This is a genomic window from Flavobacterium sp. IC2-16 (assembly GCF_055521455.1).
Window position 1 is genome coordinate 924944 of the sequence record NZ_CM145480.1, and the last position, 13378, is coordinate 938321.

The following is a 13378-nucleotide window of genomic DNA, read 5'->3' on the forward strand; positions in this document are numbered from 1 at the left end:
TGGAATTTATTGAAATTATTTAAAACTTACTATTTTCTCAATTCCTTATTTAACAAGCTATAAATGAAATACTTTGATGTATTTTGTTGTGAAATGAAACTACTTTATTGTAGTTCTGGAGGTACCACAAACAAACCCACTCAATGAGTGGGTTTTTTGTTTTTATTGCATTCACAAAAAAACCAATCGCTTATGGATTGGTTTTAGTAATAGTATCGTTTGCTACAGCCTGGTATTCTGACTCTTCCAAGTCTTCTGTTTTCTTTCCAATTTTGATTTTAGGATTTTCGGAAGTTCCTGTAATTTTCAACGGTATTCCAATGATTCCCAAAGGCGGCAATCCTAACCTCATTTTTAAATTCAGTTTTCCGTCTAAAGACGTTTGCCCTTCAATTCTTGGTCGGAATCCTGCCACTTTAAATTTGAAGCGCTCCAATGTCATGATATTATTCTTAATTGTGGTTTTAATATCTATTTCCTTCAAATTCGGGTTTTTAATATCTGATTTTCCTGTTTTGCTACTAACGGCATTAAACAATTTAAAACCTTTCATTTTAACATCGCGAACAGAAAGCACACCTCCACCCGTTAACGAAGGATAAATTGGTTTCATGTTTCCATCTAAATGCCCGGCAATTTTATAATCTACTGACACTATACCTTCAGCATTTTCGGCAGCACTAACCATATCGCGAAACATTTTAATTTCATCGTACGCTTTTTTAACATCAAAATCTTTCGCTTTAATTTGATAATTGAATGCTGCTTTTTGAGGATTCAAACTTCCGTAGGTAGCATCCATAGCGAACTTACTATCGATTAAATCGAAATTAGTATTCTTGAGTTTAAGCACACCATTTTGTAAGGTTAGATTTCCTTTTAAATTATTGATATTCAAGCCTTCAAAATTTACTTTTTGCGCATTGGCTACTAAATTGAAATCAAAATTAGCCGGAATAATCACCACTCCTGTTTCCATAGTCGATGGTGCATTTTTTGAATCGCTTGGTGAATTGTTTTCTGTTTTTGAAGGAGCTGCATTCACCATAAATTCATCGACATTAATGAAATTGGCATCAACTACAAAATCACCTTTTAGAACAGCTTTATCCGACATTACAAAATTGATTACATTCTGCATCTGACCGTTCATTGTAAAATCGGATTGTCCATAAACGGCATGAAAATCTTTGAAATTCATTGTGTTTTGGTTGAATGTAAAAACACCGTCTTTAATCACAAACGGTTGTGGTAAATATTCCGATTGCGTTCGAATATCGCGTAATACCAAAGTTCCTTTATTGCTAAGCTTATTATAATTTCCGCTTGCAGCATCGCTTTGTTTGCCTTTCAAATTCAAATCGGCTTTCACATACCCTTTCACATCCAAATCTTTGCGGGAAAACACTTTATAGATTCTCCCCAAATCCATTTCTCCTTTTGCCTTTATATCGTAAAGAATGTCATCAAAATTTACCAGGCTAGCATCAACAAAAATTGGCTTTCCTTCAAATGTAAGTTGTGCAGGTTGAACTCTTACAGCCAAATCTTTATACTTTCCGGTTGTATTCAATACGTTGGCCGTTACATTGATATTCTCAATCGGATTTGGATAATAAATTGTTTTTAAATAGGCCTTTTGCAACATAAAACTTCCTTTAGTAATCGGAAACAGATGTTTTTTAGGATTGTATTTTCCGTTTGCTGCAATATTGGTTTTTAGGTTTCCTTTGAAATTCATGTTTTGAATTCCCAATGCGCGATGTAGTTCCCCTAAATCAAGTTGCGATTTAATTTGAACTTTCACATTTGGACTTTCTAAACCAACTGTTTCTACAATTCCGCTGAAATAATCTTTTCCTAAATTGAAAAACACCGAATCTATTTTCACATTCAAATTATCGGTATTTAATGCCGGAAGTTTGGTTTCAAAATTCAGGTAAATGTTTGAAGCCGGAACTGGCGCTTCATTGTAATTCACAAAACCATCACGCACTTTAAATTTAAATGTCAAATCCGGTTTTTTATTTTCGGCTACGTTATAACGCCCTTTAAACGTTAGCAACGCATTGGCCGTTCCTTTCATTTTGGTTTTTTCCAACCATGTTACATAATGCGGTGGCAGTGCCGTAAAAACATCGTACAAATCACTTTCTTCCGACTTCATGCTGAAATCGATATCGTAACCACTTTTCAAGAAATTGAGTTTTCCTTTAAAATCGATGGGCAATTTATTGATGATTAAATTGTTCTGTTGAAACAAAAACGATAGCGAGTTGGTATTGATTTGCGTTAATAATTCGGCATTTACTTTTTTGTTTTTCAAATATTCTTCGCCACCGAACACAAAATCGAACGAGTCGATTTCCATTTTGGTTTTCAAATCGAAAATGGCCTTGTCTAGATCGCCTTTACCTCTGTAATTAAACCCTTTGGCATTCATTACAATTTTAGCCGACTTATCGTTGTACAGCAAGTGACTGCCTTCTATAACAATTTTATCCAAACGCAAGGATGTAGTAGACGCTTCTTTCTTTTCGGTTTTGTCTTCGGAAACGTATACGTTGTAATTGGCTTCTCCTTTTTCGTTTACCAACACATTCATCTCGGCATTTGAGACAAAAATTTGATCAATATCGATATCACCACTAAAAATCAAGCTTTTCAAATTAATTCCGAAAGCAACTTCTTTAGAATTTAAAAGCGTTTTATCCTGAAAAGGCGTTGAACCTTTTAACGAAAAATCGGTTAAGGTTAAAGTAAGCGATGGAAAGTGATTAAAAAAAGAAAGATTGGCTTCTTTAAAATTGAGTTCGCCTTTTAATTTTTGGTTTGCAAATGTTTTAACTTCTTCGGCTATTTTACCTGGAAAAAGTATCGGGATTATAAACAACAAAAACAGTATAGTACCAATAGTTATACCAGTAATTTTTAAGGCTTTAAGCAGCTTGTTTTTCTTTTTGATTTCCATGCTACAAAATTACCAAGGAGAATTTAATTTATAACGTATTCACCTACTTTATTTGCACTAAATATTTGTTAAAAAGATTTACTCCTAAAATGGGTTGTTTGCTTACGATCTGAACAGTTAATGAAGACTAATTGTCCAAAAAGCATATACAGTTTTATAAAACCAATTTGATTCAACACTTTTCTCATACTCGAATTTTAATCATTCTAAAAATCAAAAAAGCCACCTTGTTCAGATGGCTTTACTTTTATTTCCCTGCAGCAATCCAATCGTTAATTTTCTGCTCCAGAAGTGCCAGAGGCATTACCCCCGACTCCAATACTTTTTGATGAAACACTTTAATATCGAATGTATCTTTAAGTTTATTTTGCGCTTTCTGACGCAACTCCATAATTTTCATCTGTCCGATTTTATACGATAACGCTTGTCCCGGATACGCCATATAACGCTCTATTTCGGCAATAATACTGGCTTCGCTTTCGGCTTCATTTTCCAACGAATATTTAATAGCTTGCTCACGTGACCAGCCTTTATAATGGATTCCCGTATCTACAACCAAACGAATGGCGCGGTGCATTTCGTTACCCAGCATTCCAAAATACTGGTATGGATCGGTGTACAAGCCTAATTCTTTTCCTAAACTTTCGGTATATAAAGCCCAACCTTCCCCATAAGCCCCAAACCAATTGAATTTTCTAAAATCCGGAAGCTCTTGATTTTCCTGTTGTAACGAAACTTGAAAATGATGACCTGGTATTGCTTCATGTAAAAACAAATCTTCATCACCATAACAATTGTAGTTTTTTACATCGGGTATGGGAACGTAAAAAATGCCCGGTCTTGAGCCATCGGCAGCACCTTGTATATATTCGGCACTAGCAGTATTTTCACGAAAGGCTTCTGTACGGCGTATTTCGAAAGGTGTTTTAGGCTGTAACGAAAACAACTTGTCTACATTAGGTTTTATTTTGTTATGAATTGCCTCAAAATTTGCAATAACTTCTTCTGGCTTTTTAAATGGTTTAAGTTGTGAATTGTTGCGTACAAAATCGAAAAACTCCACTATAGTTCCGGTAAAACCAACTTGTTCTTTTACCTTTTCCATTTCGGCCTTAATGCGAGCTACTTCTTTTAGACCCAATTCGTGAATTGCATCGGGTTTCATATCGGTAGTTGTCCATTGCTTCACATAAACCGCATACAAATCTTTACCGTTAGGCAAACTTCCAATACCGCTAGTTGCTCGAGAAGCCGGTAAATATTTTTCAGTTAAGAACGCAGCCATTTTACGGTATTTTGGCACTATTTTTTCGGTGATAACCTTGGTATAATCATTTTTTAGAGCCGATTTAACTTCATCTGAAAATGAATTCGGCATGGTAGGAATAGTCGAATAAAAAATATTATCCTCTGGCTTTTCAGTGATTTGCTCTTCAAATTGCGGAATCAACTTTTTAGTTAAGGCTTCAGGCAAAACTACACGCTTCTGAATTCCTTTTTCCATGTAAATGATGGCCGAATCAATCCAAACCGAATACAATTCCATTCGTTTTAAGAAATCACGATAATCTTTTTCCGTTTTAAAGGGTTGAGCCGAACTTCCGCTTGCCAATTGCATGATTTTCAAATGCGTGCTTTCGAACTGATTCACCGGCATTAAATTGGCTTCTTGCTTTAGTAAATCTTTACCAATTGCGGTTTCCCATTGTATAATTTTATAACTGATTTTCTCTTCTGCAGATAACCCAAGCGTATCGACATTAGCCAATTCCTCTTCATATTTATCGAAAAATTTGGCTTGTTTTTTTCGATACGCATCGGTCATTTCAAAAACCATCTTATCGTTAAACGAACTCTGCCCGTTCAAGGTAGCATCGATAGGATTTAATTCGTTTTTTTCTTTGAAATAATTTTCGGTAATCGATTTAAAATCAGCCATCTTTTCTTCTTTTTTACAATTAACCAATAACAGTGCTACTGTTGCTAATAATGAAAGAAAAATTATTTTTTTCATGATTTGGAATTAAAGGATGAAGAGTAAAGCTACAAATTTTATCCGTGATATACTCGGGATGCAATTATTTTCCCATCTCGAATTTCTAAAACCTCCGCTACCAACATATCTTCTTCTCCATCAACCTGACGAGTGTATTCCATAAAAATTCTATCGGAATTTGCTGTGAATGATGTTGCCTTATAATGCAAAGTAGGTAATCTGTCGAATGCATCTCGCCACCAGGAACGCATAGCCTCTTTCCCAACAACTAAACCGTTGGTTTCGGGTTGGCGAATTTTAAGTTTCGGACTAAAATGCTTGGCTTCATCATCGTACAACGACAATAACTTTTCCAATTGCTTGGTATTGAATGCGTCAAACCATTTAAAAGCAATAGATTGTAAAGATTCTGGACTCATAAGTGAAAGAAAAAATCCCGAAAAATCGGGATTACTAATTATATGTTTTTTAAATTGATTATTTCTTGTTCGGTTAGAAAACGCCAATTGCCTCGCGGAAGATTTTTCTTGGTTAATCCTGCGAAAACCACGCGATCCACTTTCAATACATTATAGTCTAAATGTTCGAAAATGGAACGAACCACTTTTACGTTTGAGGTTTTCATTTTTAAACCTACTTCGCTTTTAGGCTGATCTTCAATGTATGAAACTTCCTCTACAAAAACACGGTGGTTGTCTATGGTTAAACCCGAAGCGATACGCTCTAAATCTTCAAATTTTAAGTTTTTATCTAATGAAATCTGATATACTTTAGACGAACGTTGGTTAGGCGTTGTAAACTTACGAACCATATCGGTATCGTTAGTAAAAAGTAACAATCCTGTAGTAGTTTTATCCATTCTTCCCACGGCTTGTATTTTAGCACGTGTTGCATTACGAACTAAATCCAAAACATTGTTAGAATTCATATCTTCATCCCTAGAAGTTGTAAATCCTTTAGGCTTGTTCAATAAGATATATTCCTTTTTTTCCGGTGTGATAACACTTCCATCAAAATTAACCACATCATTAAGCTGAACTTTATAACCCATTTCGGTTACTACTTCTCCATTTACCTTGACATTACCGGATTGTATATAAATATCGGCATCACGGCGAGAGCACATTCCCGAATTAGCAATGTATTTATTCAAACGAATTTCATCTGGATTGGATGGCTTTTTGGGCCCTTTAGGCTTATCAAAAGAAGGTTTTGGCTTAGGAAAACCAGTTTTTTTGTCGTCTTTCTTAAAAGCAGGCTTACCCGTTCCACTTGGCTTTTTTGGACCGAACCCTGTTTTCCCTTTTCCTGCAGACGCTCCTCTCTTATTATTTCCTTTTCCGTTATTCATTTCGCTTAATTTTTTGCAAAGATACTTATTTAAGACATCATTATTACGTTTGATGCTTACGGATGTTAAATTTTCAAGACTGTTCTGCCGTGCACTAAAACTGAAGGGTCAATCAATACAATACAAAAAACACCAGCAACGATTAACGTTTTTAAAATATTATGCAACTGAAGGTATTGATTATGGCTTTGAGACTTCCATAATTTCAGTAAGAAAAAAATCAAAACAATACAGCTTACATAAAAGTAAATATCCATATATCCTACATCGTATTTATCGATTAGAATAAAAATAGGCAACAAAGTCGACACCGTTAAAAAGGTAATGATTTGCTTCGAAACTTTTTCTCCAAAACGAACCGGAATAGTTTGATAATTGTTAGCCATATCTCCTTTAATGTTTTCCAAATCCTTAATCATTTCCCGAATTAATATCAACAAAAACAAAAATGCTGCATGGGCAAAAATTACATGATAGAAATTTTTAAAGTAAAGAAGAATTCCGAAAAAAGGCAATATAGCTAACATCGAAGCTGTCAAGTTCCCTATAATGGGATATTTTTTAAGCTTATGAGAGTAAAACCAAATTAAGAAAATGTATGTCGCAAAGAAAAAAGCAGCACGCCATGAAATGATAAATGCCAAAACCGTTGCCAAAAAATTCAAACCGAAATACACCTGCAATTTGGTTTTCTGACTTACCAATCGGTCCAACATGGATTTGTTGGGGCGATTGATTAGATCTTTTTCGGAATCGTAAAAATTATTAATGATATAACCTGAAGCGATTGTTAAGGTTGAAACAAAAACAATGATAAACAAGCGCCAATCCAGAATAACGTCTAAAGCACGTCTTTCGGGAGCCAAAATAAAAATGGAAGATAAATACTGTGCTAAAACAATAATTGGAATATTATACCCGCGCACAACAGAAAACAGGCTGAGGATTTTCATCAACAGTAATTTTGATTTTCGTGTGAGCATGGTTAAATAGTGAAGTTTAGGTTGAACGCTTAAAGTTATTCTTTAAAACTGATACACTACTTCCAATTTATAATCTTTTAACGATTGTTTAGCTTTTTCAAGGTCCTGAGTAAAACCTAAAATATAGCCACCTCCACCAGAACCGCATAGTTTCAAATAGTAATCGTTGGTATCGATTCCATTTTGCCAAACATGGTGAAATTGCTCTGGTATCATGGGTTTAAAGTTATTTAAAACCACTTTAGACAATTTTTTTGTATTTGAGAAAAGTGACTTCATATCGCCGTGTAAGAAGTTCTCCACACAAGCATCGGTATATTTTATGAATTGGGATTTTAGCATTTTACGAAATCCTTCTTCTTTTAAATTTTCCATAAAAATATTAACCATAGGAGCGGTTTCTCCAACAATTCCGGAATCAATCAAGAATACAGCCCCTTTTCCTTCTGCACTTTGAGAAGGTATACCCGTAGGCTCGATATTATCTTTAGAATTGATTAAAATCGGCAAGCTTAAGTAACTGTTTAGCGGATCTAACCCAGAACTTTTGCCATGGAAAAACGATTCCATCTGCGAGAAAATCGCTTTTAACTGCAACAATTTTTCACGGGTTAAATTTTCTAAAACCGTAATTTTATTGTTAGCATATTTATCGTAAATAGCTGCTACCAAAGCACCACTACTTCCAACTCCGTAACCTTGCGGAATACTAGAATCGAAATACATACCGCGTTCAACATCGGCTTTCAAGGCTTCTAAATTAAAAGTCACCAACTCCGGTTGCTCATTTTGTAAATCTTTCAGATACGCCACAAAACGTTGTAAGCTCGCATTGGATTTTTTAGCTTCTTCCGATGGATTTTCATCCACTTTTAAAGCACCATTGTAAAAATTATAAGGAATAGATAACCCTTTAGAATCTTTGATGATTCCGTATTCACCGAAAAGTAAAATCTTTGAGTAAAAAAGCGGTCCTTTCATTTTTGCCTTGGTTTATTTAGTCTTTAACTTAGTAAATGTAGTGAAAAATTAAATACAATTTACAGCTCCATTGCCAATTTGGTCGCAAATGTACTGACCATTTTGACAATAGCCAACTAATTCGTCTTGAATAAATTGCAATACCTTTTCTTTAGTGGTTTCGGGATACAACACATGAACATTTGCTCCTGCATCTAACGTAAAACAAACCGGAATTTGCGTTTCGTTTCTGTATTTCCAGATTTTATTGATAATCTCCAAGGTATTTGGTTTCATCAGAATAAAATAAGGCATCGAAGTCATCATCATGGCATGCAATGTTAAGGCTTCGCTTTCCACTATTTTAATGAATTGTTCCACATCTCCGTTTTGCAGAACGCTTTTCATAGCCGATAAATTGTGATGTGCTTGCAAAAAACGTTGTTCGGCAAATGGATGTCCGAACATTAAATCGTGCCCAACAGTACTTGACACTTGTTTTTCACCTTTATCGACCAACAAAATTGTATCCTGATAGTTTTTGAAATTTTCATGTATTACCGATGGAAACTCCACACCAAACAAATCGGAACTCCCTGAAATTTCAGCATGATTTCCCCAAACAACTACTTCTCCTTTTACACTTCGGCATGCACTTCCAGAACCTAGACGTGCTAAAAAAGAAGCTTTTTGATTGAAATACTCTTCGGTAATCGACGGATTCAGAACTTTTTCCAGACTCATGATATTAACTGCCAAAGCAGCCATTCCGGAAGCTGAGGAAGCAATTCCTGAACTGTGCGGAAATGTGTTTTCTGTATCAATAGTAAAGTGAAAATCTTTTAAATACGGGCAATAAGCTTCAATACGCTGAAAAAATTTTAAAATTTTGGGTTTGAAATCTTCTTTTGGTTTTCCTTCGAACAACAAATCGAATGAAAAAGCTCCATTATTTTCTTTCTTGGCAAAAGCCAACTTTGTAATGGTTTTACAATTGTTAAGTGTAAAACTTATTGACGGATTTGCCGGAATTTGATTTTCTTTTTTACCCCAGTATTTCACTAAGGCAATATTACTAGGCGCACTCCATTGAAAGCTTCCGTTTTCTACTTGTAGTATACAGTCGTTTTGGATAAAATCCTGTTCCGAAATCATAACCATTAAAATTTCAGCAAAGATAACATTTTACAAGGTTTGATATTCAGTAGTTTTATATTCTTCAGATTTTCCTATTTTTGAAAAGAGAAACAGCACTATGAACCAAAAAATATTCAAAGTCTTACTGATTGTAGCCACCTGCTTGTGTGTTGGCTATTTTTCAGGCGTTATAACACGCGAAAGCATTACTACATGGTATCCTACTCTTGTCAAACCAAGTTTTAATCCGCCAAATTGGATTTTTGCACCGGTTTGGACTACACTCTATATTTTAATGGGGGTTTCAGCAGGTTTAGTTTGGAATAAGATTGACTCTGATACCATAAATGCTCGTAAAGGGCTGCGCTTTTTTTTCATTCAACTGGTGTTGAACTTTTTATGGTCGTATTTGTTTTTCGGACTTCACAATATTCTTTTAGCACTTTCCGAACTATTACTTTTGTGGTTAATGATATATGAAACGTATTATATCTTTAAAAGAGTAGACAAAAATGCTGCCTACCTACTATTGCCTTATTTAGCTTGGGTTAGTTTTGCCGGTATTTTAAATGCCGCTTTTTTCTGGTTGAACCACTAACCATTCAACGGATTTTTTCAACTTTTTATCAATTTTAAAAATCAAGCAAACCCTTCATATACAGTATTTTAATTAACTTTATAGTAGCCCGAATCATTAAAAAAGCACTAAAAACAATTAAAAAACTGAATTATGAGCACGCTACTTATCACATTAATTGGCCTCATTGGCATACTGTTAGGCTACATCATTTCAAAATCGGGTATTTTTGGTTCGGATGATTTATTGTCTTTATTGGAAGAAAGAGACCGATTTAAAGCCAAAAACAGAGAGTTGACCGAAGAATTAAACTTGTTAAAGTCTAAAACCGAATCCGGAACACATATCTTAGGATTTAGTTCAACTCCTCCTATTCATGCTGATTTTGACGAAAACTTTGCCTCTTCAGTAATTGGAAAACATGTATCGGAAAACGATTTGAAAGTAATTGAAGGTATTGGCCCAAAAATTGAAAAACTATTTAAAACATCGGGTATTTTAACTTGGAAAAGACTATCTGAAACCTCTGTAGATCGCTTAAATGAAATTTTAAACAAAGCCGGAGAACGCTTCGCTTTACACAATCCCGGCACATGGCCGCGTCAGGCTCGTTTGGCTTACGAAGGAAAATGGAGAGACCTGAAAGCTTGGCAAGATTCTTTGGCAGGTGGTGTTGAATAAAAGCAAAGGTTCTCATGGAGAACCTTTATTTTTCAATTATACTTTTAGCTGCGAGAAAACCACCAGTCCAGGCATTCTGAAAATTAAAACCGCCTGTGATAGCATCAATATTTAATATCTCACCCGCAAAATATAGATTTTCGTGGAGTTTACTTTCCATGGTTTTAAAATTCACCTCTTTCAAATCAATACCTCCTGCGGTAACAAATTCTTCTTTAAAAGTACTTTTCCCATTTACTTGAAACTGTCCGTTAGTCAGTTGATTAACCAAATCCGATAATTGTTTTTTAGACACATCGGCCCATTTGGTTTCAATGCCGATTCCCGAAGCCTGAAGCAAACTTTCCCACAAACGTTTTGGAAACTCAAACGGACAAAATTTCATTACTAATTTTTTAGCATTCTCCTCTTTCAAATCTTTTAAAATCTCTAAAGCCGATTCAAAATCGGTTTCATTAAGCCAATTTACTTGCAAAATGAAATTGTAATTTTTTGCCGCCAATTCCCTTGCTCCCCAAGCAGAAAGCCTTAAAATACCCGGACCGCTCATTCCCCAATGCGTAATCAATAAAGGTCCAGATGCTTTTAGTTTTGTATCTTTAACTTTCACCGATGCTACAGCAGAAACACCCATCAGGTCTTTTATTCGAACATCTTTGATATTAAACGTAAATAACGACGGAACCGGTTCAACGATAGAATGACCTAACGAGGTTATCATCTCCCACATTTTCGGATTACTTCCCGTAGCAACCACTAATGAATTGCATTTAAAACTTTGTTGATTGGTTTCTACTTTCCAATATCCTTCACCCTTAAATACCGATTGCACACTTTGCCCTGTAAGCACATCAATTTTAAGTTTTTTTGTAGCCGAAAGGAAGCAATCAATAATGGTTTGTGAGCTATCTGAAACAGGAAACATACGACCATCATCTTCTATTTTCAATTCTACCCCATGTTTTTCGAACCACTCAATAGTATCACCAGAACAAAACTGATGAAAAGGTCCTTTTAATTCTTTTTCACCTCTTGGATAAAACTTCACTAATTCATTCGGTACAAAACAAGCATGTGTAACATTACAACGACCGCCTCCTGAAATTTTAACCTTGGTTAACACTTCTTTGCCGCGCTCGAGAATGGCAATTTTTAATGACGGATTGTTTTCCGCAATATTGATAGCCGTAAAAAATCCAGCTGCACCACCTCCAACAATCAGTATATTGTAATTTGAAATCATAATCGGTCTGGGAAATCGGAAATTATTCCATCAATATTATAGGTCTCCAAACGCTTAATATCTTCTTCATGATTAACCGTCCAAACGTTAATTTTATAACCTTTACTCTTCGATTCTGCCATATTATCATCGGTTAACAATGAAAAATGAGGATGTATAGCTGTTGCACCTAATTCTTGAGCCCACTCTAAAGCTTGTTCAACAGAGGCTTGTGTTAGTACACCCAAATTAATTTTCGGATTCAGTCGATGAACCGCAAGCAGTTCTTCTTTTTGAAAACTAGAAACTAAAAAATCGGAATGCACCCATCCTTTCTCCGTACAATATTTTTCAATTAAATCGCAAGTTGGTTGTGCAGTGCCATGCCCTTTCAATTCAACATTAATCCAACATCTTCGGTTTACCAAATCGAAAACTTCTTCCAAAGTAGGAATTTGAAACGCATTCGCAACAGTAAGACTTTTTAATTCCGTGATTGATAATTTATGAACTTCACCAGTACCATTGGTCATTCTATCTACAGTAAAATCATGAAAAACCACCAATTCACCAGTTGCCGAAACGTGTACATCTAGTTCAATACCGTTTGCTCCTAAATCGATAGCTTTTTGAAACGATTCCAATGTATTTTCGGCCACATATCCTTTCGCACCGCGATGTCCAATTTTCTGAACCATGCAACTTTGGCTTTTATTTAACAGCACAAAGATACTAGATTGTAGGCTGGTTCGTTACAATTACAAAAGAAGATTGAAATGATTATGAAAAAAATACTTCTACTGATTACGTTAAGTTTACTTATTGTCAATTGTTCGTCGAAAAAAACAATTACGGAAAAAAAAGATGAACCTACTGTTCAATTTCGAGATGATTTTAAATCAGTTTCTGAAAAAAGTAAAAAAGTTTTTCTAACCGAGTTAAAAGCAACAGGTAAAAACACTTCGGTTCTGTTATTCACAAAAGGGTTTAAAGGAGAAAACATTACCGTTTCAAATGCCAAAGGAATTGTTTACCAAGGAAATCCTATAACTGATTTAGGTCGCGGAATAGCCGGTTTTTTAAGAATTTACAATACGTCGGCTATTAAAATTACCGACAAGTTCAGCAAAAAAGAAGCAACAATTGATGTTGAAAACGCTAAAAAATATAAATTCATTTATGTCATGAAAGACAATGCTTCAGAAGGAAATCCTTTTACCATTACTTACAGCAACACATTGAGGCCAATAAACTAAAAAAGCCTCTTAAAAGAGGCTTTGTGCGGGTGATAGGACTCGAACCTACACACCGTGAGGCACCAGATCCTAAGTCTGGCGTGTCTACCAATTTCACCACACCCGCAGGCTTATAAAACAAGTAGTTGTTTCAGTAAGTGGGTGCAAATATAACTATATTTTTGAAATTCCAAAGACTAAACCATAAATTCCAAACAAACTTTTTTTAATCGGTTAATTTCTAAAAATTTGGGTTTTGGAATTT

At 35.1% G+C, this 13378-nt stretch carries 12 protein-coding genes and 1 tRNA gene; 3 read left to right on the top strand and 10 right to left on the bottom strand.

Annotated features, from left to right (window positions below):
* Window positions 1-190: 190 nt before the first annotated feature.
* The 7 genes from ACZ1JT_RS04135 to ACZ1JT_RS04165 form a co-directional block, all read right to left on the bottom strand.
* Window positions 191-2971 carry an AsmA family protein gene (locus ACZ1JT_RS04135; RefSeq protein ID WP_465094896.1) on the bottom strand — a complete coding sequence of 927 codons (2781 nt, stop codon included), beginning with the start codon at window positions 2969-2971 and terminating at the stop codon, window positions 191-193.
* A gap of 247 nt (window positions 2972-3218) precedes the next feature.
* Window positions 3219-4985: a DUF885 domain-containing protein gene (locus ACZ1JT_RS04140; protein ID WP_465094897.1), complete on the bottom strand. Its 1767-nt coding sequence runs from the start codon at window positions 4983-4985 to the stop codon at window positions 3219-3221.
* Between the two features lie 38 nt (window positions 4986-5023).
* Window positions 5024-5386: a nuclear transport factor 2 family protein gene (locus ACZ1JT_RS04145; RefSeq protein WP_465094898.1), complete on the bottom strand. Its 363-nt coding sequence runs from the start codon at window positions 5384-5386 to the stop codon at window positions 5024-5026.
* 38 nt (window positions 5387-5424) lie between these two features.
* Complete coding sequence (locus ACZ1JT_RS04150) at window positions 5425-6318, bottom strand: pseudouridine synthase (RefSeq protein WP_465094899.1); 894 nt, start codon at window positions 6316-6318, stop codon at window positions 5425-5427.
* Window positions 6319-6383: 65 nt separating this feature from the next.
* On the bottom strand, window positions 6384-7301 hold the full coding sequence (locus tag ACZ1JT_RS04155; protein WP_465094900.1) for a geranylgeranylglycerol-phosphate geranylgeranyltransferase: 918 nt from the start codon (window positions 7299-7301) through the stop codon (window positions 6384-6386).
* 42 nt (window positions 7302-7343) lie between these two features.
* Window positions 7344-8282 (bottom strand): mevalonate kinase family protein, encoded by a 939-nt coding sequence (locus ACZ1JT_RS04160; protein WP_465094901.1) that lies wholly within the window; start codon window positions 8280-8282, stop codon window positions 7344-7346.
* 48 nt (window positions 8283-8330) lie between these two features.
* The gene (locus ACZ1JT_RS04165) at window positions 8331-9416 is read right to left on the bottom strand and encodes a diphosphomevalonate decarboxylase (RefSeq protein ID WP_465094902.1); all 1086 of its coding nucleotides are present in this window, start codon (window positions 9414-9416) and stop codon (window positions 8331-8333) included.
* 100 nt (window positions 9417-9516) lie between these two features.
* On the opposite strand from ACZ1JT_RS04165, the gene ACZ1JT_RS04170 reads away from it, so the two are divergent.
* Window positions 9517-9996, top strand: a complete 480-nt coding sequence (locus ACZ1JT_RS04170) for a TspO/MBR family protein (RefSeq protein ID WP_465094903.1) — start codon at window positions 9517-9519, stop codon at window positions 9994-9996.
* A gap of 132 nt (window positions 9997-10128) precedes the next feature.
* The gene (locus ACZ1JT_RS04175; RefSeq protein ID WP_465094904.1) at window positions 10129-10656 is read left to right on the top strand and encodes a hypothetical protein; all 528 of its coding nucleotides are present in this window, start codon (window positions 10129-10131) and stop codon (window positions 10654-10656) included.
* 25 nt (window positions 10657-10681) lie between these two features.
* Here ACZ1JT_RS04175 and ACZ1JT_RS04180 read toward each other — a convergent pair whose 3' ends face one another.
* On the bottom strand, window positions 10682-11899 hold the full coding sequence (locus ACZ1JT_RS04180; RefSeq protein WP_465094905.1) for a BaiN/RdsA family NAD(P)/FAD-dependent oxidoreductase: 1218 nt from the start codon (window positions 11897-11899) through the stop codon (window positions 10682-10684).
* Window positions 11896-12576 carry a glycerophosphodiester phosphodiesterase gene (locus ACZ1JT_RS04185; protein ID WP_465094906.1) on the bottom strand — a complete coding sequence of 227 codons (681 nt, stop codon included), beginning with the start codon at window positions 12574-12576 and terminating at the stop codon, window positions 11896-11898. The genes ACZ1JT_RS04180 and ACZ1JT_RS04185 overlap by 4 nt, the downstream gene beginning before the upstream one ends.
* An 84-nt stretch (window positions 12577-12660) precedes the next feature.
* Between ACZ1JT_RS04185 and ACZ1JT_RS04190 the strand changes: the two genes are divergently transcribed.
* A complete protein-coding gene (locus ACZ1JT_RS04190; protein ID WP_465094907.1) occupies window positions 12661-13134 on the top strand; it encodes a hypothetical protein in 474 nt (157 codons plus the stop codon).
* Between the two features lie 24 nt (window positions 13135-13158).
* Here ACZ1JT_RS04190 and ACZ1JT_RS04195 read toward each other — a convergent pair.
* Window positions 13159-13240 (bottom strand) — tRNA-Leu (locus ACZ1JT_RS04195).
* Window positions 13241-13378 lie beyond the last annotated feature (138 nt).

Excerpts from the sequence above, each read along its gene's own strand:
- ACZ1JT_RS04165 (WP_465094902.1), bottom strand. The coding sequence starts at position 9,416 with ATGATTTCGGAACAGGATTTTATCCAAAACGACTGTATACTACAAGTA.
- ACZ1JT_RS04160 (WP_465094901.1), bottom strand. The coding sequence starts at position 8,282 with ATGAAAGGACCGCTTTTTTACTCAAAGATTTTACTTTTCGGTGAATAC.
- ACZ1JT_RS04150 (WP_465094899.1), bottom strand. The coding sequence starts at position 6,318 with ATGAATAACGGAAAAGGAAATAATAAGAGAGGAGCGTCTGCAGGAAAA.
- ACZ1JT_RS04175 (WP_465094904.1), top strand. The coding sequence starts at position 10,129 with ATGAGCACGCTACTTATCACATTAATTGGCCTCATTGGCATACTGTTA.
- ACZ1JT_RS04170 (WP_465094903.1), top strand. The coding sequence starts at position 9,517 with ATGAACCAAAAAATATTCAAAGTCTTACTGATTGTAGCCACCTGCTTG.
- ACZ1JT_RS04140 (WP_465094897.1), bottom strand. The coding sequence starts at position 4,985 with ATGAAAAAAATAATTTTTCTTTCATTATTAGCAACAGTAGCACTGTTA.
- ACZ1JT_RS04185 (WP_465094906.1), bottom strand. The coding sequence starts at position 12,576 with ATGGTTCAGAAAATTGGACATCGCGGTGCGAAAGGATATGTGGCCGAA.
- ACZ1JT_RS04155 (WP_465094900.1), bottom strand. The coding sequence starts at position 7,301 with ATGCTCACACGAAAATCAAAATTACTGTTGATGAAAATCCTCAGCCTG.
- ACZ1JT_RS04180 (WP_465094905.1), bottom strand. The coding sequence starts at position 11,899 with ATGATTTCAAATTACAATATACTGATTGTTGGAGGTGGTGCAGCTGGA.
- ACZ1JT_RS04135 (WP_465094896.1), bottom strand. The coding sequence starts at position 2,971 with ATGGAAATCAAAAAGAAAAACAAGCTGCTTAAAGCCTTAAAAATTACT.
- ACZ1JT_RS04145 (WP_465094898.1), bottom strand. The coding sequence starts at position 5,386 with ATGAGTCCAGAATCTTTACAATCTATTGCTTTTAAATGGTTTGACGCA.
- ACZ1JT_RS04190 (WP_465094907.1), top strand. The coding sequence starts at position 12,661 with ATGAAAAAAATACTTCTACTGATTACGTTAAGTTTACTTATTGTCAAT.